Below are 23301 nucleotides of genomic sequence, written 5' to 3' on the forward strand. Positions count from 1 at the left end.
CCATCCCCTCCCGCCTGCGGGAGGGGAGAAGCTCTGGGCGAGAGCTGCCCCCAAACACGCCCCTCCCGCAAGCGGGAGGGGATGGGGGAGGGCTGGCGCTCTCGTCACGCAAACCGATCGGAAGCGCGCATGACCCTGGGCCATCTCAACCATATCGGCATCGCCACCCCTTCGATCGACAAGACGGTCGAAACCTATCGCCATATCCTGGGTGCCAACGCGATCGGTGCGCCGTTCGACCTGCCGCCGCAGGGTGTGCGGGTGTGCTTCATCGACGCGCCGAATACGCAGATCGAACTGATCCAGCCGCTGGACGAAAGCTCGCCCATCGCCAACTTCCTCAGGAAGAACCCGGCGGGTGGACAGCATCACCTCTGCTTCGAGGTGGCCGACATGGCCGCCGCCGTCGCCGAGCTTCAGGAAAAAGGCGCGACGCTGCTGGGCCAGCCGCGCATCGGTGCGCATGGCACGCCGGTCGTCTTCCTCCATCCGCGCGACATGGGTGGGGTGCTGGTCGAACTGATGGAAACGCCGGGAGAGGGGCATTGAGCGAAGCCATGCTGCGCGTCGAACGCCGGTGCGATGTCCTGGTCCTGACCCTCAACCGGCCCGAGCGGCTGAACGCCGCGCCGCCCGCGCTGTTCGATGCGATCCGGCAGGCCTTGAACGAGCGAGGCGATGCCCGCGCGGTGCTGGTCGCGGGCGAGGGGCGGGCCTTTTGTTCGGGGGCGGACATATCGGGCGGCGATGTCGGCCCCGATACCGTCCACACCGCGCTGGTCGAGCATTACAACCCCGCGATGCTGGCGCTCGCCGATCTGCCCATTCCCGTGGTCAGCGCGGTGCGGGGCGCGGCGGCGGGGATCGGGTGCAGCCTGGCGCTCGCCGCCGATTTCTGCGTCGCGAGCGAGAATGCCTATTTCCTCCACGCCTTCGTCAATATCGGGCTGGTGCCCGACGGCGGGGCGAGCTGGATGCTGCCCCGCCTGATCGGCCGTGCGCGTGCCGCCGAGATGATGATGCTGGGCGAGCGGGTTCCGGCGACCCGTGCGCTCGATTGGGGCATGGTCCACAAGGTCGTGACCGACGATGCGCTCGATGCCGAAGCGCTGGTCCTTGCCGGGCGGCTGGCGGCGGGACCGAGCGTCGCGCTGGGGCTGATGCGCCGCGCGCTCCATGCCGGGTTCGACAGCGACTATGCCACCGCGCTGACCCGCGAGGCGGAGGACCAGCGTGCCGCCCGCGCGACGCAGGACGGCGAGGAAGGCGGCCGGGCCTTTTTCGAAAAGCGCCCGCCGCGTTTCCTGGGGCGGTAAGATGCCGCCTCTTGCGCGCGCACGATGATTTCGCTCTAGTGAAACAAAATAAGAGTGGATGAGGAGTGGCCGATGGCCGAACGCCCTGAGCTGTCCGAGTGGGAAGCCCTTGCCGCCAAGGAGGTGAAGGGTCGCGATCTCGACTGGCAGACGCCCGAGGGGATCACGGTCAAGCCGCTCTATACGGCCGAGGATGTGACGACCGATCCCGGCCTGCCGGGCTTCGCGCCCTTCACGCGCGGCGTGCGCGCCAGCATGTATGCAGGCCGCCCCTGGACGATCCGGCAATATGCGGGCTTCTCGACCGCCGAGGAGTCGAACGCCTTTTACCGCCGCAATCTAGCGGCGGGGCAGAAGGGGCTGTCGGTCGCCTTCGATCTGGCGACGCACCGGGGTTACGACAGCGACCACCCGCGCGTGACGGGCGATGTCGGCAAGGCGGGCGTCGCGATCGACACGGTCGAGGATATGAAGATCCTGTTCGACGGCATTCCGCTCGATGCCATGTCGGTCTCGATGACGATGAACGGCGCGGTGATCCCGGTGCTGGCCTTCTTCATCGTCGCGGCTGAGGAACAGGGCGTTCACCGCTCGAAGCTGGAAGGGACCATCCAGAACGACATCCTCAAGGAGTTCATGGTCCGCAATACGTATATCTATCCGCCCGAGCCGAGCATGCGGATCATCTCGGACATCTTCGCCTATACCTCGGCCGAGATGCCGAAGTTCAACAGCATCTCGATCTCGGGCTATCACATGCAGGAGGCCGGGGCGACGCAGCTCCAGGAGCTGGCCTTCACCATCGCCGATGGCATGGAATATGTGAAGTATGGCGTGGCGTCGGGCCTGGATATCGACAAGTTCGCGGGCCGCCTGTCCTTCTTCTTCGCGATCGGCATGAACTTCTTCATGGAGGTCGCCAAGCTGCGTGCCGCGCGCGTGCTGTGGCACCGGGCGATGACGCAACTGGGGGCGAAGGACGAGCGCTCCAAGATGCTGCGCACCCATTGCCAGACGTCGGGCGTGTCGCTGACTGAGCAGGACCCGTATAACAACGTCATCCGCACCACCATCGAGGCAATGGCGGCGATGCTGGGCGGCACGCAGAGCCTGCACACCAATGCGCTGGACGAGGCCATCGCGCTGCCCACCGACTTTTCCGCCCGGATCGCGCGCAACACGCAGATCGTGCTGCAGGAGGAGACGGGGATGACCAAGGTCGTCGATCCGCTGGGTGGCAGCTATTATGTCGAGAACCTGACGCAGAGCCTGGTCGATGGTGCGTGGGAATTGATCGAGCGGATCGAGGCCGAGGGCGGCATGGCCAAGGCGGTCGCGGCGGGCTGGCCCAAGGCGATGATCGAGGAAGCCTCAGCGGCACGTGCGGCCAAGGTCGATCGCGGCGAGGATGTCATCGTCGGGGTCAACAAATACCGGCTTCAGGATGAAGCGCCGGTCGAGATTCTCGATATCGACAACCACGCGGTGCGCGCGGGTCAGGTGGCGCGGATCGCGGCGGTGAAGGCCGCGCGCGACGAAGCGGCGGCCCAAGCGGCACTCGATGCCTTGCGTAACGCCGCCCGAATTCCTCCCCTGCAAGGGGAGGTGGCATCGCGCAGCGATGACGGAGGGGTGTCACCCCTCTCGAGCGTGGACACCCCTCCGTCAGCGGCTGACGCCGCTGCCACCTCCCCCGCCGGGGGAGGAATGGGGGCGAACCTCTTGGCACTCGCCGTGGAAGCGGCGCGGGCGCGGGCGACCCTGGGCGAGATTTCTGCCGCGCTGGAGGATGTATTCGGCCGTTACGGTACGCAGCCGACCCCGGTATCGGGTGTATATGGCGGTGCTTACGCCGAGGACGAGCGCTGGGCGCGCCTGATCCGGGGCGTCGAGGCGGTCGAGCGGCGTCTGGGCCGCAAGCCCCGGCTGTTCGTTGCCAAGATGGGCCAGGACGGGCATGACCGGGGCGCGAACCTCGTCTCCTCGATGTTCGGCGATCTGGGCTTTGAGGTGGTGCCCGGTGCGCTGTTCCAGACGCCGGAGGAAGCCGCGCAAGTGGCGCTGACCCGTGACGTCGACGTGGTCGGCGCCTCCAGCCTGGCGGCCGGGCACAAGACGCTGATCCCCGAACTGATCGGCCATCTGCGCGACGCGGGCCGTGCCGATATCAAGGTCATCGCGGGTGGCGTTATTCCCGCGCAGGACTATCAGGCGCTCTACGATGCCGGGGTGCAGGCGATTTTCGGCCCCGGCACCAATCTTGTGAAAGCGGCCGAAGATGTGCTGAGGCTGCTGGGCCATAATATGCCGCCCGAGACGGGCGAATGACAGGACACGACGTGATGACGACGACCACCGCGATCCGCCCCGAGGCGAGCCTCCGCACCGACTGGACCCGCGCCGAGATCGCCGCGCTGTTCGACCTGCCCTTCACCGAGCTGCTGTTCCGCGCGGCCGAGGTCCACCGTGCGCATCATGCGGCGGACGAGGTGCAGCTGTGCACGCTCTGCTCGATCAAGACCGGCGGCTGCCCCGAGGATTGCGGCTACTGCTCGCAAAGCGCGTCCGCCGAAAGCGACGTGAAGGCCGAAAAGCTGATGGACGTTCAGGCCGTGCTAGCGGCGGCGGCCGAGGCCAAGGCGGCGGGCTCGCAGCGTTTCTGCATGGGCGCGGCGTGGCGCAGTCCCAAGGAGCGCGACATGGACAAGGTCGTCGCCATGGTCGAGGGCGTGAAGGCCATGGGGCTGGAGACCTGCATGACGCTCGGCATGCTCGACGCCCCCCAGGCGCAGCGGCTGGCCGAGGCGGGGCTCGATTATTACAACCATAACATCGACACCTCGCCCGAAAACTACGCCAACGTCATCACGACGCGCTGCTTCGAGGACCGGCTGGAGACGCTGTCCAACGTCCGCGAGGCGGGGATTTCGGTCTGCTGCGGCGGCATCGTCGGCATGGGCGAGACGCGCGGCGACCGGGTCGGCTTCGTCCATGCGCTCGCCACCCTGCCGCGCCATCCCGAAAGCGTGCCGGTCAATGCGCTGGTCCCGGTCAAGGGCACGGTTCTGGGCGACATGCTGGCCGACACGCCGCTGGCGCGCATCGACGATATCGAGTTCGTCCGCACCGTCGCGGTCGCGCGCATCACCATGCCGATGAGCATGGTCCGCCTGTCGGCGGGGCGCGAGAGCATGTCGGCGGCGACGCAGGCTTTGTGCTTCATGGCGGGGGCGAACTCGATCTTCACCGGCGACAAGCTGCTGACTGCGGGCAATGCGGGCGACGATGCGGATGCGGCGCTGTTCGCCAAGTTGGGCCTGAAGCCGATGGAAGGTGCCGAGCCGATGCGGGTCGCGGCGGAGTGACCCTTCCACGGCCCTGTTCCCCGGCGAAGGCCGGGGCCCAGTTGCGGTGAACTCAAGATGGCGCGCCACCGGCCATAAAGAAACTGGACCCCGGCCTTCGCCGGGGAACAAGTGACACGGACCAACGACATAAAAGGAGAGGTTTCCCCGTGTTCCAGAAAATCCTGATCGCCAATCGCGGGGAAATTGCGTGCCGGGTCATCCGCACGGCGCGGGCCATGGGCATCGCGACCGTCGCGGTCTATTCCGACGCCGACGCCAGCGCACCGCATGTCCGGCTGGCCGATGAAGCGGTCCGCCTCGGCCCCGCACCCGCCGCCGAAAGCTATCTCAAGGCCGAGTTGATCCTCGCCGCCGCGCACGCGACCGGTGCGGACGCGATCCACCCCGGCTATGGCTTCCTGTCGGAGCGCGAGAGCTTCGCCCGCGCCTGCGCAGAGGCGGGCGTGGCGTTCATCGGCCCACCGCCCAACGCCATCGCCGCGATGGGTGACAAGATCGAATCCAAGAAGCTCGCCAAGGCCGCAGGCGTCAACGTCGTCCCCGGCTATCTGGGCGAGATCGCCGATACGGAAGAGGCGGTGCGCATCGCCACCGACATCGGCTTCCCCGTCATGATGAAGGCCAGCGCGGGTGGCGGCGGCAAGGGCATGCGACTCGCCTGGTCCGAGGCGGATGTGCGGGAGGGCTTCGAGGCGACCAAGCGCGAAGGGCTCGCCAGCTTCGGCGACGACCGGGTCTTCATCGAGAAGTTCATCGAGAGCCCCCGCCATATCGAAATCCAGGTCCTCGGCGACCAGCACGGCAATATCGTCTATCTCGGCGAGCGCGAATGCTCGGTCCAGCGCCGCCACCAGAAGGTGGTCGAGGAAGCCCCGTCGCCCTTCGTCACCCCCGAGATGCGCCGCGCCATGGGCGAGCAGGCGGTCGCGCTGGCGCGCGCGGTCGGCTATTATTCGGCGGGCACTGTCGAGCTGATCGTGTCGGGGGCGGATACCACCGGCCAGAGCTTCTACTTCCTCGAGATGAACACCCGGCTCCAGGTCGAGCATCCCGTCACCGAAGAGATCACCGGGCTCGATCTGGTCGAGCAGATGATCCGCGTTGCCGCCGGAGAGCCGCTGGCGTTCGGCCAGGACGATGTGACCCTGACCGGCTGGTCGATCGAGAACCGCGTCTATGCCGAGGACCCGTATCGCGGTTTCCTGCCCTCGACCGGGCGGCTGGTGCGCTACAACCCGCCCGCCGAGCATGCCGATGACGACGTGCGCGTGCGCGTCGATGACGGCGTGGCCGAGGGTGGCGAGGTCAGCATGTTCTATGACCCGATGATCGCCAAGCTGGTCACCTGGGCGCCGACCCGCGAAGCCGCGATCGACGCGCAGATCGCCGCGCTCGACGCGTTCGAGATCGTCGGGCCGGGGACCAATATCGACTTCGTGTCCGCGCTGATGCAGCATCCGCGCTTCCGAAGCGGCGCGCTGTCGACCGGCTTCATCGCCGAGGAATATCCCGAGGGCTTCCACGGCGCGCCCGCCTCTGCCGAACTGACCCAGACCCTCGCCGCCGTCGCCGCCTTCGCCGCCACCGCCGAGGCCGACCGCGCCCGCCGCATCGACGGCCAACTCGGTCACCGGCTGCAACCGCCCGCCGACTGGACGGTGCGGATCGGCGGCACGGATCATCAGGTCAACGTCTCGACCGATAGCATCAGTGTCGATGGTGCGGACCTCGACCTCGCCATCGCCTACACCCCCGGCGACCGGATGATCGCGGTCGAGGATGAAGCGGGCGAGACGCTCCACGTCCGCATCGCCAAGACCCGCACCGGCTTCAAGCTGACCACGCGCGGGGCCAGCCACTTGGTCCGCGTGCTCCCCGCCCGCGCCGCCCCCTACGCGCAGCACCTCATCGAAAAGGTGCCGCCCGACCTGTCGAAGTTCCTCATCGCCCCGATGCCGGGCCTGCTCGTCCGGCTGGACGTCGCCGAGGGTGACAAGGTCGAGGCCGGACAGCCGCTGGCGGTGGTCGAGGCGATGAAGATGGAAAACATCCTCCGCGCCGCCAAGACGGGCACCGTCAAGGCAATCTCCGCGAAAACCGGCGACAGCCTTGCGGTGGATGCGGTGATTTTGGAGTTGGAGTAAGCCGACACACCCTCACCCTTCCGGCGCTTTGCGCCTCCCTCCCTCTCCCGGCGGGAGAGGGAAGGGGCCCGCCCGCTGCAAGCGGGTGGGAAGGGTGAGGGCGGATCATTCGGCCGGTCGCTGGACAAGCGCCAAGATTCGCTCCGCCTCCATCAGATGCAGGCGTTCGACCATCTGGCCATCCAGCCGGATCGCGCCCAGCGCCGCTTGCGCGGGATCGGCGAAGGCCTCCACCACCCTCCGCGCCCAAGCGATCTCGGCCGCGTCCGGGCCGAATCCGGTATTCGCCGCAGCGATCTGATTGGGATGGATCAGCGTCTTGCCGTCGAAGCCCAGACGCCGCCCTTCGGCACATTCCGCCGCCAGCCGATCGGGTGCGTCGAGGGCGTTGCATACGCCGTCCAGCGCGACCAGCCCAGCGCTCCGGGCGGCGACGACGATCTGGACGCGCAAGGGCAGCAACGCCTCGGGCGCGGGGGGCGAGGGCAGGCGCATCTCTTTCGCCAGATCGTTCGTCCCCGCGATCAGGGCGGTCAGCCCCAACTCCCTCGCGGCCCCTGCGATCGCGCCTAGCGACAGGATTCCGCGACACGTCTCGATCATCGCCCAGAGCGGCACGTCCGGCCCGAGCGCCGCCCGTGCGGCGGCCAGCGTCGCCACATCGTCGACCTTGGGGATCAGCACAGCCGCCGGAGGCGTTTCTGCCAGCGCGGCGAGGTCTTCGGCTGCATGGGGGCTGTCGAACCCGTTCGTCCGCACGACGAGCACCCGCTCGCCAAAGCCCCCCTCGCGCACCGCCGCCACCGCCGCGCCGCGCGCCACGGCCTTGGCGTCGGGCGCGACCGCGTCCTCCAGGTCAAGGATCACCGCATCGCTGTCCAGCCTACGCGCCTTGGCGATGGCGCGGGGGTTGGAGGCGGGGAGGAACAGGGCGCTGCGCAGGGTCATGGTGCGAGCATAGCGGCGTCACGCCTCTGGTAAAATGGCGGGGGCGCTCCATAATCGAAACCTCGAGGGGGGATGATATGATCGCGACGCTGTTGCTGCTGGGGCTGACGATCACGCTTTACGTCTGGCCGGATCTGCCCATCAGCCGCTGGCTGGCGGCCATGCTGGTCGAGGCCCCCGCGCGGCTGCTCGGCCGGGTCCGTCCGGGGCATTGGGCGATGATGGCGCTGGGGATCGCGCTGTTGGGCCTCGCCATCTGGTTCGAAATCGACGAGATTCGCATGCTGGCCGCGGCGGCCGCGCCGATGGGCGATCTGGTCATGCTCGCCTCGGCAATCGAATGGGGCGGGGTGGCCGAATTGGCCATGGTGGCGGTGCTGTCCTCCTCGATGCTGGCGCGCTGGCCTGTTTTCGGCCGCTGGGCCGGGCGGATGTCCGCGAGCCGGACCGCTCGCCCGCGCCGGGTGGAGCGACCCGCCAATGACAGCGACGACAGCGAGGGGCGAAGACTCGCCGCCTGATCCCTTTGCGGGGGCGGAACGAAAGCAGCAGGCCGCCGTTCACTCGGTGAATGTTCCGCGATCCGCGCCTCGCCCAAATTCCCGCGCGTTTTGCGTGCCTTGGGTTGTGCGTCGTCCTTTCCGCCTGTGAGCCGGGCATCCTGGACCCCGCCGGGCCGATCGCGGCGGGCGAGCGCAGCATCTTTTTCAACTCGCTGGCGGTGATGCTGGCCATCGTGGTGCCGGTCATCATCCTGGCCTTCGCGTTCGGCTGGTGGTTCCGGGCGGGTAATACCCGTGCCAAGCATCTGCCCGAATGGGCCTATTCGGGGCGACTGGAGCTGCTGGTCTGGTCGATCCCCGCGCTGGCGATCATGTTCCTGGGCGGCATTGCCTGGATCGGCAGCCACGATCTCGACCCGCCCAAGCCCATCGCGTCCAAGGCCAGGACGATGACCGTCGAGGTCGTCGCGACCGACTGGAAATGGCTGTTCCTCTATCCCGAACAGGGGATCGCGACGATAAACCGGCTGGTCGTGCCGGTCGGCACGCCGGTCAAGTTCCGCATCACCTCGGCAGGCGTGATGAACAGCTTCTTCGTGCCGCAGCTGGGCAGCCAGATCTACGCCATGTCGGGCATGGACTCGACGCTCCACCTGCGCGCCGACAACGCCGGGCGCTATCGCGGGCTGTCGGCGCATTATAGCGGGGAGGGCTTTGCCGATATGGACTTCTTCGTCGATGCGGTGCCGCAGGCCAGCTTCGATCGCTTCGTCGCGACCGCGCAGGGAGGACAGGGCAAGACGCTCGACTGGAATGAGTTCGTCGCCATGGCGCATCCCAGCCGCAACGTCCGCCCCGCCAGCTATCCCAGGCTCCAGCCTGGCCTTTACGACCAGATCGTCATGAGGAACGGCGCGCCCGAGGGTGAAAAAGCCAAGGACGGGCGCGAGCAATGAGTTTCACGGGCAAGCTCGGCTGGGACTCGATCCCGTTCCACGAACCGCTGCCCCTGGTGTCGGCGGGCGTCATCGGGCTGGTCCTGCTGGGCGTCTTCATCTGGGTGTGGCGGCGTGGGCATCTGCCCTACATCTGGAACGAATGGATCACGAGCGTCGACCATAAGCGGATCGGCGTCATGTATTGTCTGCTGGCGGGCGTCATGCTGCTGCGCGGCTTTTCGGACGCGCTGCTGATGCGGTCGCAACAGGCGATCGCCTACGGTAATGAAGGCTATCTGCCGCCCGATCATTACGACCAGATCTTCTCGGCGCATGGCACGATCATGATCTTCTTCGTGGCGATGCCGTTCATGATCGGGTTGATGAATTTCGTCGTGCCGCTGCAACTGGGCGTGCGCGATGTGGCATTCCCGACGCTCAACTCTGTGAGTTTCTGGCTGACCGCCAGCGGCGCGCTGCTCATCAATATGAGCCTGGTCATCGGCGAGTTCGCCAAGACCGGCTGGCTGGTCTATCCGCCGCTGTCGGAGCTGCGTTTCTCGCCCGGCGTGGGCGTCGATTATTATCTATGGGCGCTCCAGATATCGGGGATGGGGACGCTGCTATCGGGCGTGAACCTCGTCACCACCATCTTGAAGATGCGCGCACCCGGCATGGGTTACAGCCGGATGCCGATGTTCACTTGGACGTCACTGGCCTCCAACCTGCTGATCGTCGCGGCCTTTCCGGTGCTGACCGCCGTGCTCGGCATGCTGATCCTCGACCGTTATCTCGGCTTCCACTTCTTCACGCCCGAAGCGGGCGGCAACCAGATGATGTTCGTCAACCTCATCTGGGCCTGGGGGCACCCGGAAGTCTACATCCTCATCCTGCCCGCCTTCGGGGTGTTTTCCGAGATCATCTCGACCTTCTCGTCCAAGCCTTTGTTCGGCTATCGATCGATGGTCATCGCGACCATGGTGATCTGCATCCTGTCCTTCATGGTCTGGCTGCACCATTTCTTCACCATGGGGGCCGGGGCCGATGTAAACGGCTTCTTCGGCATCACGACGATGATCATCGCGGTGCCGACGGGGGTGAAGGTCTTTAACTGGCTGTTCACCATGTATGGCGGGCGCATCCGCTATACGTCGATGATGCTGTGGTCGATCGGGTTCATCGTGACCTTCGTGATCGGCGGCATGACCGGCGTGATGCTGGCGGTGCCCCCGGCCGATTTCGTGTTGCACAACTCGCTGTTCCTGGTCGCGCATTTCCATAACGTCATCATCGGCGGCGTGCTGTTCGGCGCCTTTGCGGGCTTCACCTTCTGGTTCCCCAAGATGTTCGGCTTCACCCTGGACGAGACCTGGGGCAAGCGCGCCTTCTGGCTGTGGATCAGCGGCTTCTACGTCGCCTTCATGCCGCTCTATGTCCTCGGCCTGATGGGCATGACGCGCCGGATGCAGCATTATGACGTGCCGGGCTGGCATCCCTGGCTGCTGGTCGCGGGCGTCGGCGCGCTGCTGATCGCCGCCGGCATCGCGTGTCAGGTCATGATGCTTTACGTCTCGATCAAGACGCGGGCCGACCGGATCGACGAAAGCGGCGACCCCTGGGACGGGCGCACGCTGGAATGGATCACCACCTCGCCGCCGCCCGCCTTCAACTTTGCGGTGCTGCCCGATGTGAAGGGCGAGGAAGCCTATTGGGGCATCAAGGCGAAGGCGCGCGAGAACCGCGCCTTGTCCGATCGCCCCGATTACGAGCCGATCGAGATGCCGCGCAATTCGCCGACGGGGATCGTCGCGGCCTTCTTTGCCACGGCCATGGGCTTTGCGCTGATCTGGCATATCTGGTGGCTGGTCGTTCTGGGCTTCTTCGGCGCGTGGGGGACGTTCATCGTCTTCGCATGGCGGGACAAGGCCGAGTATGAAATCCCGGTCGAGGAGGTCGAACGGCTGGACCAGGCCCGCCGCCGCAGCAAGGCGACGCTGCTCGACCTGCCCGAAGAGGCACTGTCATGAGCGGGGCGGCGCAGACGCATGATCCCAACAAGCTGGGCCGTTCGGCCGAGCCGAACCCGGACGGCCCCGCGCCCAAGCGGGTGGTGGTGTCCTATGGCTTCTGGATCTTCCTGCTGTCGGACTTCATCCTGTTCGCCTGCTTCTTTGCCGGATATGCGGTTCTGAAGGATGCGACGGCGGGCGGTCCCTCGGGCAAGGACCTGTTCGAGCTGAAGCTGGTCGAGACGGAGACGGTGCTGCTGCTCCTGTCCAGCTTCGCCTGCGGGCTGGCGGGGATTGCCACGCTGGCGCGCGACATGCGCTGGTTCCAGATCGCGATGGCGGCGACCGGGTTGCTCGGTGCGGGCTTCCTGGCGCTGGAGACCTATGAGTTCCTGCACCTGATCGGCGAGGGGGCAGGGCCGGGGCGCAGTGCGTTCCTGTCGGCCTTTTTTGCGCTGGTCGGATGCCATGGGCTGCACGTCCTGCTGGGCATGCTCTGGCTGACGACGATGATGGCGCAGGCCTGGGCCAAGGGGTTCCGCGAGGATATCCTGCGCCGCATCCTGTGCTTCAGCCTGTTCTGGCACGCGCTCGACATCATCTGGGTGGCGCTGTTCACCATGGTTTACCTGATGGGAGTGCGCGGATGAGCGAGCGGCCCGACGAGGAAATGGCCCGCGACGAAACCGCGCCGGGCGTGGAGAGCGAGAAGGACTCGGTCGTAGGCGGCATCCGCAGCTATGCGATCGGGCTGGTCGCCGCCGCGATCCTGACGGCGGCGTCCTTTGCACTGGTTCAGTTCGATATCGTCTGGGGGCCCGCCGTCCCCGCCGCACTGGTCGCGCTGGCGATCGGGCAGATGGGGGTGCACCTGGTGTTCTTCCTCCACATCACGACCGGGCCGGACAACAGCAACAATGTGCTGGCGCTATTGTTCGGCATCCTGATCGTGGCACTGGTGCTGCTGGGCTCGATCTGGATCATGGGGCATCTGAACCACAATCTGATGGGACCGATGGCGACGCCTTAGCTTTCCAGTGCAGTGCCCCGGATGGCGGAGACGCCATGCGTGCGGTCGAAGCGCAGGATCAGGCTCTGGTCGCCCATCGGCAGATGAAGGGCAAAGCCGTCGCCCTTGTCCCAATCCCCCGGCGTCATCGGCACCCCGGACAGGGTGCGCCATTCGGCCCCGGCCAGCCAGTCGGTCCAGTCCACCGGCGTATCTCTGCGGAAGGCGCTGAGCTGTGCGACGAAATCCTCCCGCGCCTCGTCGCGAGCCTCCCAGTCGAGCCATGTCGTCTCGTTGTCCTGGGCATAGCCGTTGTTGTTGCCGTTCTGACTGCGGCCGAACTCGTCGCCTGCGGTCAGCATCGGCGTGCCGCGCGACAGGAACAGGGTCGCGAGCATCGCGCGGACCGAACGGGTGCGGCCGGCGCGGATGGAGGGATCGTCTGTCGGCCCTTCCTGCCCATGGTTCCACGACACCTCGTCGCCATGCCCGTCGCGATTGTCCTCGCCATTGGCGTGGTTGTGGCGCCCGGCATAGGCGGCCAGATCGGCGAGGGTGAAGCCGTCATGTGCCGCGACGAAGTTGACCGAGCGGCTGGCGGCGCTGGCGAACACATCCGCCGAGCCTGCGATTCGCGTCGCCAGATCGCCCGCCCTACCGTCGCTGCGCCAGAAGCGGCGGACCTGGTCGCGGTACTTGTCGTTCCACTCCAGCCAATGCTCGGGGAAAGCTCCGAGCTGATAGCCGCCTGGGCCGATGTCCCAGGGCTCGGCGATCATGACGCGGGTCGAGAGGATCGGGTCGGCGGCGATCTCGGCGAAGATCGGCGCGCGGGCGTCGAAGCCTGGTCCGCGCGCCAGCACCGGCGCCAGGTCGAAGCGGAAGCCGTCCACGCCTGCCCGCGCGAAATGGCGCAGGCTGTCGAGGATCATCGCACGGACGCCGGGGCGGCTGGCGTCGAGCGTGTTGCCGGTGCCTGCGTCGTTGATGAGCGTGCCGTCCGTCCGCGCATAGGCATCCGGGTCCAGCCCGCGAAAGGAGAGCGTGCCGCCATGGACGTCACTTTCGCCCATATGGTTGAACACCAGGTCGAGGATGATGCCGATCCCGGCCTGCCGCAGCGCCGCGACGGTCGAGACCAATTCGGCGACGCCGCCCGGCACCCGCTCCGGGCACAGCGCCATCGGCACCACCGGATTGTAACCCCAGGCATTGCGCAGGCCGAGCGGTGGCAGATGGCGCTCGTCGATGGCGGCGGTGATCGGCATGAGCTCGACCGCCGCGACGCCCAGCTTGCGCAGATGGTCCAGCACGGCGGGATGGGCGAGCGCCGCCAAGGTGCCGCGCTGTTCGGGCGGGATGGCGGGGTGGCGCATGGTGAAGCCGCGCACATTGAGTTCGTAGATCAGTCCGCCCGGCCGGAACAGCGGCGGAGCGGGGGTGTCATTCAGCGGCGTGACGACACGGGCGCGCGGGACGATGTCGGCGGTGTCTTCGCCATAGGCCGCCAGACGCGGCGACTGGATGAAGGGGCGGTCGAGTTCGAGCGCGTAAGGATCGACCAGCAGCTTGGCAGGGTCGAACCACAGGTTGCGGGCCGGGTCGTATTCACCGTGGGCGCGGTAGCCATAGAGATGGTTCGTGCCCGGGGCGGTAGCGACCCACACATCGCCGTCGCGGGTCATCGTGAGACGGCGTTCGTCTGCGCCGTCGAACAGGCATAGCTCCACCCGCTCGGCGGTCGAGCACACGGCGAAGCGGGTGCCGCCGGGGACGGGGGTGGCGCCAAGGGGCTGGGCAGACTGATTCGTCATGGTGCGATCATTTCAAATCCTCCCCTGCAAGGGGAGGGGGACCAGCGAAGCTGGTGGAGGGGTGTCACCGCTGGTGCGTGCGGTATGACCTCGAAACCGGGGACACCCCTCCGTCAGCGCTTTGCGCTGCCACCTCCCCTTGCAGGGGAGGAATTGTAGGGGCCTTATGTCACCACATCGGGTTCGGTACGGCCGGTATGCTGGGTGATCCCTGCAATCTCGTCCGCCGCCGCGATGATGTCCGCCAGCATCTCCGGCGTTTCGCGGTCGAGCTGATCGGCCGAATAACGTTCCAGATAGACGCGCAGGGTCGCGCCGCTGGTGCCGGTGCCCGACAGGCGGAACACGACGCGGCTGCCGCCCACGAACAACACGCGAATGCCCTGGTTGCGGCTGACCGACTGGTCGGTCGGATCGGTATAGGCGAAGTCGTCCGCCGTCTCGACCGTTAGCCCCGCGAACGTCTCGCCCGGCAGGGTGGCCAGCTTGGCGCGCAGATCGGCCATCAGCGCATCGGCGCGCTCGCTCTCGACGCCCTCATAGTCGTGGCGCGCATAATAGTTGCGGCCATAGGTCGCCCAGTGATCGCGCGCGATCTGGTCGACCGACTTGCTCGAGGCGGCAAGGATGTTGAGCCAGAGCAGCACCGCCCACAGTCCGTCCTTCTCGCGCACATGGTCCGAGCCGGTGCCCGCGCTTTCCTCGCCACAGATGGTCGCCATGCCCGCGTCGAGCAGATTGCCGAAGAACTTCCAGCCGGTCGGCGTCTCGTACGCCGGGATGCCCAGCTTTTCGGCCACGCGGTCGGCGGCGGCGCTGGTCGGCATCGAGCGGGCGATACCCTTCAGGCCCCCCGCATAGGCGGGCGCGAGATGCGCGTTCGCCGCCAGCATCGCCAGGCTGTCCGATGGCGTGATGAAGCGGCCGCGTCCGATGATCAGGTTGCGGTCGCCGTCGCCGTCCGACGCCGCGCCGAAATCGGGCGCGTCAGGCGCCATCATCCGGTCGTACAATTCCTTGGCATGGACCAGATTGGGGTCGGGGTGATGCCCGCCGAAATCGGGAAGCGGCGTGCCGTTTTTTACCGTGCCCTTGGCGAAGCCCAGCCGGTTCTCCAGAATCTCGGTCGCGTACGGCCCGGTCACCGCGCTCATCGCGTCGAACGACATGGTGAAGCCGCCCTCGACCGCGCGACGGATCGCGGCGAAGTCGAACAGGCTTTCCATCAGCGCGGCATAGTCCGCGACCGAATCGATCACCTCGACCACCATGTCGCCGACCGTCACCTCGACCACCATGTCGCCGACCGTCACCTCGCCCAGCGTGTCGAGGTCGATGTCGTCGGCCTCGACGGTCAGCCAGCGGCTGATCGACTTGGTGTTGGCGTGGATCGCGTCGGTCACCTTCTCCGGCGCGGGGCCGCCGTTGGAGATGTTGTACTTGATGCCGAAGTCTTCGTCCGGCCCGCCGGGATTGTGGCTGGCCGACAGGACCAGACCGCCCAATGCCTTGCGCTGGCGGATCACATTGCTGGCCGCCGGGGTCGAAAGGATGCCGCCCTGGCCGACCACGACGCGGGCAAAGCCGTTCGCCGCCGCCATGCGGATCGCGACCTGAATCACTTCGCGGTTCAGGAAGCGACCGTCGCCGCCGATCACCAGCGTCTGGCCGGTCTTTTCATCGCCCAGCGCGTCGAACACCGACTGGACGAAATTCTCGGCATAGTTGGGCTGCTGAAAGACGCGAACCTTCTTGCGCAGGCCCGAGGTGCCGGGCTTCTGGTCGAGATAAGGCTCGGTCGCGACGGTCTTGATCATGGGTTCCCCAGCACGGATCGATAGAGTTCTGCATAGTGGCGGCCGCTATGGTGCCAGCTATAGTCGGCGTTCATGCCATTGACCTGGATGGTCCGCCATTGGTCTTGGTCGGCATAAAGTCTCATCGTGCGACGCAGGACCGCGACGATATTGTCGGTGGTGACAGTATCGAACTGAAGCCCGGTCGCAACACCCATGGCCAGCGCCGCCTCGTTGGCGTCGATGATCGTGTCGGCCAGCCCGCCGGTGCGCGCGACGACGGGCACGCAGGCATAGGCCAGGCCGTAAAGCTGGGTCAGCCCGCACGGCTCGAAGCGCGAGGGGATCAAAATCGCGTCGCAGCCGCCCTGGAGCAGATGCGAGACCGGCTCGTCATAGCCGATGCGCACCGCCACGCGGCCCGGATGGCGAAGGGCGGCGGTGGCGAAGGCGATCTCCAGCGCCGGGTCGCCGGTGCCGAGTACGACCAGCCGTCCGCCCAGCGCCACCAGATCGTCGATCACCTCGACCAGCACGTCCATGCCCTTTTGCCAGGTCAGGCGGCTGATGACGGTGAAGATCGGGCTGTCATCCTCGTCCAGCCCGAACGCCTGCTCGACCGCGCGCTTGTTGGCGATGCGATCGTCCAGCGTGTCGACGGTGAAGGGGGCGGGCAGGGCGGGGTCGGCCTTGGGACTCCAGATGGCGGGGTCGATACCGTTGACGATGCCGCTGACGCACTCGGCACGCGCGGCGATCAGCCCTTCCAGCCCCATGCCATACTGAACCCGGTGGATTTCCTCGGCATAGGTCGGGCTGACCGTGGTGATCGCATCCGCCGTCCGCAATCCCGCCTTCAGATAGCCGATCTGGCCGTAATATTCGACGCCGTCGACGCTCCACGCCTCGGGGGGCAGGCCCAGATCGGGGAAATGGTGGGCCGCGAACGAGCCTTGAAAGGCGATGTTGTGGATGGTGACGATGCTCTTGGCGACCTTGCCGGGGCCGGGCGCGTAATGGAGAAAGGCGGGGGCGAGCGCCGCCTGCCAGTCATGCGCGTGGAGCAGGTCGAAGTCATAACCCGGCACCGCACCCGAGGCGAGGTCCGCGCCCGCCCGCGCCAGCACCGCGAAGCGCCGCCAATTGTCGTGCCAGTCATTGCCGTCGGTATCGACATAGGGAAGCCCCTCGCGCTCCCAAAGCTGCGGCGCCTCGATCACCAGCAGTCGGTGCGTGCCGATCATCGCCTCGCGCAAATATGCTTCGGTGCCGATGATGTGCGTCCAGTGATGGACGCGCGGCGCGTCCTCACCGATCGCGCGCATCACCTTGGGGAAACCGGGGATCAGCGTGGTGACGGCGATGTCGTGCGGCGCCAGCGCCTCGGGCAGCGCGCCGACCACATCGGCGAGGCCGCCGGTCTTGATGAGCGGGAACGCCTCCGAGGCGACCGACAGGACGGAAAGGGTCATGGGGACTTTCAGTTGGCCAGACGGTCGATCATCGGCTGGGTGATCAGGCAGATGCCCTTGTCGGTGCGCCGGAACCGGTGTGCGTCGAGCACCGGGTCTTCCCCGACCACCAGCCCGTCGGGAATCCTGACGCCGCGGTCGAGGATCACGCGCCGCAGCTGCGCGCCGCGTCCGATCTGGCAGAAGGGCAGGACGACCGCCTCGTTGAGCGAGGCGAAGCTGTGCGTGCGCACCCCCGTCGACAGCAGCGAGCGGTTGATGGTCGAGCCGGACACGATGCAGTCGCCCGCGACGAGGCTGGCCACCGCCGACCCGCGCCGTCCCTCGACGTCATGGACGAACTTGGCGGGCGGCGTGATCTCGGCATAGGTCCAGAGTGGCCAGCTACGGTCGTAGAGGTCGAGCTGCGGCACCACGTCGGTCAGGTCGAGGCTGGCCTCCCAATAGGCATCGACCGTGCCGACATCGCGCCAATAGGCGCCGGGTTCGTCGTCGGAACGGACGCAACTGGCGGAGAAGCGGTGCGCCTGCGCTTTGCCGTGCTCGACCAGATAGGGGATGATGTCCTTGCCGAAGTCGCGCGACGAGCCGGGGGTGGCGGCATCGCGGCGCAGCTGCTCGAACAGGAAGGCGGTGCGGAAGACATAGATGCCCAGCGACGCCAGCGACACGCCCGGATTGCCGGGAATGGAGGGCGGATCGGCGGGCTTTTCGACGAAATCGACGATGCGGTCGGTCTCGTCAACATGCATCACGCCGAACGCGCTGGCCTCTGCGCAGGGGACTTCCAGACAGGCGACGGTGACGTCGGCACCGCTGTCGCAATGCTGCTGGAGCATCAGCTCATAGTCCATCTTGTAGACATGGTCGCCCGCCAGGATGACCATGAATTCGGGCGCATAGCTTTCGATGATGTCGATATTCTGGAACACCGCGTCGGCGGTGCCCTCATACCATTGGAATTCGCTGATCCGCTGGCTGGCGGGCAGGATGTCGAAGCTCTCGTTGCGTTCGTCGCGCAGGAAGTTCCAGCCGCGCTGGAGGTGGCGGATCAGCGAATGCGCCTTGTACTGGGTCGCCACGCCGATGCGGCGGATGCCCGAGTTGATCGCGTTGGACAGGGCAAAGTCGATGATCCGGGCCTTGCCGCCGAAATAGACGGCGGGCTTGGCGCGGGTGTCGGTCATTTCCATGAGGCGGCTGCCACGGCCGCCCGCCAGCACATAGGCCATGGCATCGCGCGCCAGCGGTTGTCCGCGCCTCAGGTCCATCGTCCGTCTCCTGTCCGTATGTTAGTGTCGCAACGCTTGATCGGCGCGTTGTTATTCCAGGCAAATTCGATTGCGGTTCAGCCGTCGAAACGCAGGATGACGGTGGCGAGCGGCGGCAGCGTCACCCAGGCCGCGCCGTCCTTCGCATCCACCCCGCCCATATTACCCAGGCCGGAGCCCCAATATTGGGTCGCGTCGGAGTTCAGTACCTCGGTCCAGCGGCCGTCCTGCGGCAGCGGCAGGCGATAGGGGGCGCGGGCGACCGGCGTCATGTTGGCGATGACCGCCACCGGCGGCTTGCCGGGGGCCTTGCGCAGCCAGGCGAAGACCGAGTGCGCGCTGTCGTCGGCGACCAGCCATTCGAACCCCTCGCGCTCGCAGTCGCGGGCATGGAGCGCGGGCGTGTCGCGGTAGAGATGGTTGAGGTCGCGGACCAGCGAGCGGACGCCCTCATGGGCATGGCTGCACCGCAGATGCCAGTCGAGCGGACGGTCTTCCGACCATTCCTCGCGCTGGGCGAATTCCTGGCCCATGAACAGCAGCTTCTTGCCCGGATAGGCCCACATGAAGGCGTAATAGGCGCGCAGGTTGGCGAATTTCTGCCAGTCGTCGCCCGCCATCTTGGTCAGCAGGCTGCCCTTGCCGTGCACCACCTCGTCATGGCTGAGCGGCAGGACGAAATTCTCGTCGAAGGCGTAATGCAGGCCGAACAGGATCTCGCCATGATGGTGCCGCCGATGCACCGGCTCGCGCGCCATATACTGGAGCGTGTCGTGCATAAAGCCCATGTTCCACTTGAACCCGAAGCCCAGCCCGCCGTCATGCGCGGGCGCCGAGACACCCGGCCAGGCGGTGGACTCTTCGGCGACGGTGAAGACGCCGGGATGCTGGCCGTAAACCTGTCGGTTAACCTGGCGGAGGAACTCGACCGCTTCCCAATTCTCGCGGCCGCCCTGCTCGTTGGGCACCCACTCGCCGTCCTTGCGGCTGTAATCGCGGTAGAGCATCGAGGCGACGGCATCCACGCGAAGCCCGTCGATATGATAACGCTCGGGCCAGAAGAGCGCGTTGTTGACCAGGAAGCTCGAAACCTCGCGCCGCCCGAAATTATAGATGGCGGTGTTCCAGTCGGGGTGGAAACCCTGGCGCGGGTCCTCATGCTCGTAGAGCGCGGTGCCGTCGAAATGCGACAGGCCATGCGCGTCGGTGGGGAAGTGGGCGGGCACCCAGTCGAGGATCACGCCCACCCCGGCGCGGTGCGCACCGTCGACGAAGCGCGAGAAGCCCTCGACATCGCCGAACCGGGCCGACGGAGCATAGAGCCCGGTCGTCTGATAGCCCCAGCTCGGATCGTATGGATGCTCGGAGATGGGCAGGAATTCGATATGGGTGAACCCCATCTCGACCACATAGGGGATCAGCCGGTCGGCCAGCGCATCCCAGCTGAGATACCAGCCATTCTCGTCGCGGTCCCACGACCCGGCATGAACCTCATAGATGCTGATCGGCACGCGGCGCGGGTCGATCTTCGACCAATGCTCGCGGTGGGGGGCGTCCTTCCAGACATGCTGGGGCGGCGCGGTCGTCACCGAGGCGGTTTTGGGTCGCAACTCGGCGGCGAAGGCAAAGGGGTCGGCCTTCATCGGCTGTTCCGCGCCATGCGGGCCGGTGATGGCGAACTTGTAGGCGCGGCCCTCGCCGATATCGGGGATGAAGATTTCCCAGACGCCGACATCCAGGCGGCGGCGCATGACGTGGCGGCCGGGGTTCCAGTCGTTGAAGTCGCCGACCACCGCGACCCGCTCGGCATTGGGGGCCCAGACGGCGAAGTGCACGCCTGCCACGCCCTGATGCTCGATCAGATGCGCGCCCATCTTGTCATAGAGGCGGAAGTGATTGCCTTCGCCCATCAGGAAGTCGTCGAGCGGGCCGAGCACGGGGCCGAAGCTGTACGGATCGGTGATCCACCATTCCGCGCCCGATCCGCGCGCATGATATTTGACCGGCTGGGCCGGGCCGTCGACCGCGCCCTCGAACAGACCGCGCGTATCGACCCGCTTCAATTCGCCCAGGCTCTTGCCGGACAGGTCGAAGGCTTTGACCGCCTCCGCACCCGGCACCAGCGCCCGCAGGAACGTGCCGCCCGGCCCTTCATGAGGCCCCAGCAACGCGAAGGGATCGGCGTTGCGGCCCTCGATCAGGGCATCCAGAGCGGCACGGGGTGGCTTCACATCACGTTCCAGATTTCCTCGGCATATTGCCGGATGGTGCGATCGGAGGAGAACCATCCGACTTTCGCGACATTATGGATGGCCGAGGTCGCCCAGCCCGCCTGGTCCTGCCAGCGTGTGTCGACGCTGCGTTGCGCGGCGGCATAGGCATCAAAATCGGCGGCGACCATGAACCAGTCGCCATCATACAGCCCGCCCATCAATCCGGCATAACGGCCGGGATCGTCGGGCGAGAACACGCCCGAGGCGATGGCGGAGACGGCCTGGCGCAGCTCCGGGCTACCCTCGATCACTTCGCGCGGGTTGTAGCCGTCGCGGCGCTTGGCGGCGACCTCGTCGGCGGTCAGGCCGAAGATGACGATATGATCGTCGCCGACATGTTCCTTGATCTCGACATTGGCGCCGTCGAGCGTGCCGATGGTGAGCGCGCCGTTGAGGGCGAACTTCATGTTGCCGGTGCCCGACGCCTCCATGCCTGCGGTCGAAATCTGTTCGGAAAGATCGGCGGCGGGAATGATCTTCTCGGCCAGGCTGACATTGTAGTTCGGGATGAACCCGACCTTCAGCAGATGACCGACGCTGGGGTCCGAATTGATCCGGCGGGCCACGTCATTGGCCAGTTTGATGACCAGCTTTGCGTTGTGGTAGCTGGAGGCCGCTTTCCCCGCGAACAGCTTGACGCGCGGCGTCCAGTCACGCTCGGGATGGCTGCGGATCTGGTCGTACAACGCCACCGTTTCGATGATGTTGAGCAACTGGCGCTTATATTCGTGGATGCGTTTGATCTGGACGTCGAACAGCGCATCGGGGTCTATGCGCAGCCCGCTCGATTCCCGGAGATAATTTGCCAGCCCCACCTTGTTGGAACGTTTGATCGCCAGAAAGCGTTCCCTGAAATTCGCGTCCTGAGCAAATTCCGTGAGCGCTATCAATTTTTCCGCGTCATCCTCGAAACCCGGTCCGATCGCCTCGCGGATCAGCGCGGTCAGTTGCGGATTGCATTGCTGCAACCAGCGGCGCGGGGTGATGCCGTTGGTCTTGTTGTTGATCCGCGTCGGATAGAGGCGATGCAGGTCGGCGAAGACCGTCTTCTTCATCAGCTCGGTGTGGAGCGCGGCGACGCCGTTGACGCTGTGGCTGCCCGCAAAGGCCAGGTTCGCCATGCGCACCCGGCGCTCGCCGCCTTCGTCGATCAGGCTGATCGCGGCGATGGCGCGGTCGTCCATGCCCTCCAGGCCACGGGCCTCGCGCAGCAGCTTGGCATTGATCGCATAGATCAGCTGCATGTGACGCGGCAGTAGCCGCTCAAACAGGTGGAGCGGCCAGCTTTCCAGCGCCTCGGGCAGCAGCGTGTGGTTGGTATAGCCGAAGGTGCGGCGGGTAATGTCCCACGCCTCGTCGAAGCCCAGATCGTGATGATCGACCAGCAGGCGCATCAGCTCGGCGACCGAGACGGCGGGGTGGGTGTCGTTGAGCTGGATCGCCGCCTTGTCGGGCAGGGTGCGGATGTCGTGGAAATACTGGATATGCCGCCGGACGATGTCCTGGAGCGAGGCAGAGGAGAAGAAATATTCCTGCCGCAGCCGCAATTCCTGCCCCGCGGGCGAACTGTCCGAGGGATAGAGGACGCGGACCAAGGTCTCCGCCGCCAGCTGCCCCGCCAGCGCGCCGGTATAATCACCCGCGTTGAAGCGATCGAGCCGGATGGGGTCGATTGCCTGCGCCGTCCACAGGCGCAGCGTGTTGACCCGCTTGCCGCGCCAGCCGACGACGGGCGTGTCGACCGCCACCGCCTCGACCGCCTCGGCGGGTTTCCAGTGGACCGCGCCGCTCTCGGTGCCGATCACCTCGCCGCCGAAGCCGACGAAATAGGCGCTCTCGCGACGCTCGAACTCCCAGGGGTTGCCATGGCTGAGCCAGGTTTCGGGCAGTTCGACCTGCCAGCCATCGTCGATGCGCTGGCGGAACATGCCGTTCACATAACGGATGCCATAGCCATAGGCGGGCAGATCGAGGCTGGCGAGACTTTCCATGAAGCACGCGGCCAGTCGGCCGAGGCCGCCATTGCCCAGCGCCGCGTCGGGCTCCATCTCCTCCAGCTCGGTGAGATCGACGCCCAGGGTCTGGAGCGCCCCCGCCACCTGCGCCATCACGCCCATGTTGGACAGCGCATCGCGTAGCAGCCGGCCGATCAGGAACTCCAGGCTGAGATAATAGACCCGCTTGGCCCCCGCCGCATGGGCTTCGCGGGTAGAGGCCATCCAGCGCTCGATGATGTCGTTGCGGACGGTCAGGATGGTCGCGGCCAACCAGTCGTGCCGCCGCGCATTGGCGGCGTCCTTGCCGATCCGGTGCACCAGCGTGTCGACAATGGCGTCGGCCAGCGGCCCGGTGTCGTCGACATGCAGGGTGGTGATGGTGGTCGTCATTGATTCGGGCGTCCCTGTCGATCCAGTTGCACCCAGATTAGCCGCGTAAGGGG

The 23301-nt window shown here is 66.5% G+C and carries 17 protein-coding genes; 10 read left to right on the plus strand and 7 right to left on the minus strand.

Annotated features, from left to right (window positions below):
* The first annotated feature begins 129 nt into the window (after window positions 1–129).
* The 5 genes from mce (at window position 130) to KV697_RS15730 (ending at window position 6828) form a co-directional block, all read left to right on the plus strand.
* On the plus strand, window positions 130–549 hold the full coding sequence (gene mce / locus KV697_RS15710) for a methylmalonyl-CoA epimerase (RefSeq protein ID WP_219018986.1): 420 nt from the start codon (window positions 130–132) through the stop codon (window positions 547–549).
* 8 nt (window positions 550–557) lie between these two features.
* Window positions 558–1316 (plus strand): enoyl-CoA hydratase-related protein, encoded by a 759-nt coding sequence (locus tag KV697_RS15715; RefSeq protein ID WP_219021441.1) that lies wholly within the window; start codon window positions 558–560, stop codon window positions 1314–1316.
* 72 nt (window positions 1317–1388) lie between these two features.
* Entirely contained in the window at window positions 1389–3644 is a 2256-nt protein-coding gene (gene scpA, locus KV697_RS15720; protein WP_219018987.1) for a methylmalonyl-CoA mutase, read from the plus strand.
* 14 nt (window positions 3645–3658) lie between these two features.
* Complete coding sequence (gene bioB / locus KV697_RS15725; RefSeq protein ID WP_219018988.1) at window positions 3659–4681, plus strand: biotin synthase BioB; 1023 nt, start codon at window positions 3659–3661, stop codon at window positions 4679–4681.
* A 149-nt stretch (window positions 4682–4830) separates the two neighbouring features.
* Window positions 4831–6828 (plus strand): acetyl-CoA carboxylase biotin carboxylase subunit, encoded by a 1998-nt coding sequence (locus KV697_RS15730; RefSeq protein ID WP_219018989.1) that lies wholly within the window; start codon window positions 4831–4833, stop codon window positions 6826–6828.
* Window positions 6829–6933: 105 nt separating this feature from the next.
* On the opposite strand, the gene KV697_RS15735 is transcribed toward KV697_RS15730, so the two are convergent.
* Window positions 6934–7776 carry an HpcH/HpaI aldolase/citrate lyase family protein gene (locus KV697_RS15735; protein ID WP_219018990.1) on the minus strand — a complete coding sequence of 281 codons (843 nt, stop codon included), beginning with the start codon at window positions 7774–7776 and terminating at the stop codon, window positions 6934–6936.
* Between the two features lie 77 nt (window positions 7777–7853).
* Between KV697_RS15735 and KV697_RS15740 the strand changes: the two genes are divergently transcribed.
* From KV697_RS15740 to cyoD, 5 genes are all read left to right on the plus strand, one after another.
* Window positions 7854–8297, plus strand: coding sequence for a hypothetical protein (locus KV697_RS15740; RefSeq protein ID WP_219018991.1), 444 nt, complete (start codon window positions 7854–7856; stop codon window positions 8295–8297).
* 104 nt (window positions 8298–8401) lie between these two features.
* Window positions 8402–9235 (plus strand): ubiquinol oxidase subunit II, encoded by an 834-nt coding sequence (cyoA, locus tag KV697_RS15745; RefSeq protein WP_257575371.1) that lies wholly within the window; start codon window positions 8402–8404, stop codon window positions 9233–9235.
* The gene (gene cyoB / locus KV697_RS15750) at window positions 9232–11244 is read left to right on the plus strand and encodes a cytochrome o ubiquinol oxidase subunit I (protein WP_219018993.1); all 2013 of its coding nucleotides are present in this window, start codon (window positions 9232–9234) and stop codon (window positions 11242–11244) included. Before cyoA ends, cyoB begins: the two co-directional genes overlap by 4 nt.
* Window positions 11241–11876: a cytochrome (ubi)quinol oxidase subunit III gene (locus KV697_RS15755; protein ID WP_056436499.1), complete on the plus strand. Its 636-nt coding sequence runs from the start codon at window positions 11241–11243 to the stop codon at window positions 11874–11876. Before cyoB ends, KV697_RS15755 begins: the two co-directional genes overlap by 4 nt.
* Window positions 11873–12256, plus strand: a complete 384-nt coding sequence (gene cyoD / locus KV697_RS15760) for a cytochrome o ubiquinol oxidase subunit IV (RefSeq protein WP_056436502.1) — start codon at window positions 11873–11875, stop codon at window positions 12254–12256. Before KV697_RS15755 ends, cyoD begins: the two co-directional genes overlap by 4 nt.
* Here cyoD and glgX read toward each other — a convergent pair.
* The 6 genes from glgX to KV697_RS15790 form a co-directional block, all read right to left on the minus strand.
* Window positions 12253–14049 (minus strand): glycogen debranching protein GlgX, encoded by a 1797-nt coding sequence (glgX, locus tag KV697_RS15765; protein ID WP_219018994.1) that lies wholly within the window; start codon window positions 14047–14049, stop codon window positions 12253–12255. The two genes, cyoD and glgX, sit on opposite strands and share 4 nt — an antisense overlap.
* A gap of 164 nt (window positions 14050–14213) precedes the next feature.
* Complete coding sequence (locus KV697_RS15770; protein WP_219018995.1) at window positions 14214–15866, minus strand: alpha-D-glucose phosphate-specific phosphoglucomutase; 1653 nt, start codon at window positions 15864–15866, stop codon at window positions 14214–14216.
* Complete coding sequence (gene glgA / locus KV697_RS15775) at window positions 15863–17317, minus strand: glycogen synthase GlgA (RefSeq protein ID WP_219018996.1); 1455 nt, start codon at window positions 17315–17317, stop codon at window positions 15863–15865. The genes KV697_RS15770 and glgA overlap by 4 nt, the downstream gene beginning before the upstream one ends.
* An 8-nt stretch (window positions 17318–17325) precedes the next feature.
* Window positions 17326–18588, minus strand: coding sequence for a glucose-1-phosphate adenylyltransferase (gene glgC, locus KV697_RS15780; protein ID WP_219018997.1), 1263 nt, complete (start codon window positions 18586–18588; stop codon window positions 17326–17328).
* 77 nt (window positions 18589–18665) lie between these two features.
* A complete protein-coding gene (gene glgB, locus KV697_RS15785; RefSeq protein ID WP_219018998.1) occupies window positions 18666–20819 on the minus strand; it encodes a 1,4-alpha-glucan branching protein GlgB in 2154 nt (717 codons plus the stop codon).
* Window positions 20816–23248: a glycogen/starch/alpha-glucan phosphorylase gene (locus KV697_RS15790; protein WP_219018999.1), complete on the minus strand. Its 2433-nt coding sequence runs from the start codon at window positions 23246–23248 to the stop codon at window positions 20816–20818. Before KV697_RS15790 ends, glgB begins: the two co-directional genes overlap by 4 nt.
* Between the last annotated feature and the right edge of the window lie 53 nt (window positions 23249–23301).

The organism is Sphingomonas sanguinis (genome assembly GCF_019297835.1).
In the GTDB taxonomy this organism is placed as follows: Bacteria; Pseudomonadota; Alphaproteobacteria; order Sphingomonadales; family Sphingomonadaceae; genus Sphingomonas; species Sphingomonas sanguinis_D.

What these genes read in the sequence shown, in the direction of transcription:
- glgC (WP_219018997.1), bottom strand. Translation starts at nt 18,588, where the DNA reads ATGGACCTGAGGCGCGGACAACCGCTGGCGCGCGATGCCATGGCCTAT.
- KV697_RS15715 (WP_219021441.1), top strand. Translation starts at nt 558, where the DNA reads ATGCTGCGCGTCGAACGCCGGTGCGATGTCCTGGTCCTGACCCTCAAC.
- KV697_RS15740 (WP_219018991.1), top strand. Translation starts at nt 7,854, where the DNA reads ATGATCGCGACGCTGTTGCTGCTGGGGCTGACGATCACGCTTTACGTC.
- glgX (WP_219018994.1), bottom strand. Translation starts at nt 14,049, where the DNA reads ATGACGAATCAGTCTGCCCAGCCCCTTGGCGCCACCCCCGTCCCCGGC.
- KV697_RS15755 (WP_056436499.1), top strand. Translation starts at nt 11,241, where the DNA reads ATGAGCGGGGCGGCGCAGACGCATGATCCCAACAAGCTGGGCCGTTCG.
- bioB (WP_219018988.1), top strand. Translation starts at nt 3,659, where the DNA reads ATGACGACGACCACCGCGATCCGCCCCGAGGCGAGCCTCCGCACCGAC.
- KV697_RS15790 (WP_219018999.1), bottom strand. Translation starts at nt 23,248, where the DNA reads ATGACGACCACCATCACCACCCTGCATGTCGACGACACCGGGCCGCTG.
- glgA (WP_219018996.1), bottom strand. Translation starts at nt 17,317, where the DNA reads ATGACCCTTTCCGTCCTGTCGGTCGCCTCGGAGGCGTTCCCGCTCATC.
- KV697_RS15735 (WP_219018990.1), bottom strand. Translation starts at nt 7,776, where the DNA reads ATGACCCTGCGCAGCGCCCTGTTCCTCCCCGCCTCCAACCCCCGCGCC.
- cyoD (WP_056436502.1), top strand. Translation starts at nt 11,873, where the DNA reads ATGAGCGAGCGGCCCGACGAGGAAATGGCCCGCGACGAAACCGCGCCG.
- mce (WP_219018986.1), top strand. Translation starts at nt 130, where the DNA reads ATGACCCTGGGCCATCTCAACCATATCGGCATCGCCACCCCTTCGATC.
- KV697_RS15770 (WP_219018995.1), bottom strand. Translation starts at nt 15,866, where the DNA reads ATGATCAAGACCGTCGCGACCGAGCCTTATCTCGACCAGAAGCCCGGC.
- cyoB (WP_219018993.1), top strand. Translation starts at nt 9,232, where the DNA reads ATGAGTTTCACGGGCAAGCTCGGCTGGGACTCGATCCCGTTCCACGAA.
- scpA (WP_219018987.1), top strand. Translation starts at nt 1,389, where the DNA reads ATGGCCGAACGCCCTGAGCTGTCCGAGTGGGAAGCCCTTGCCGCCAAG.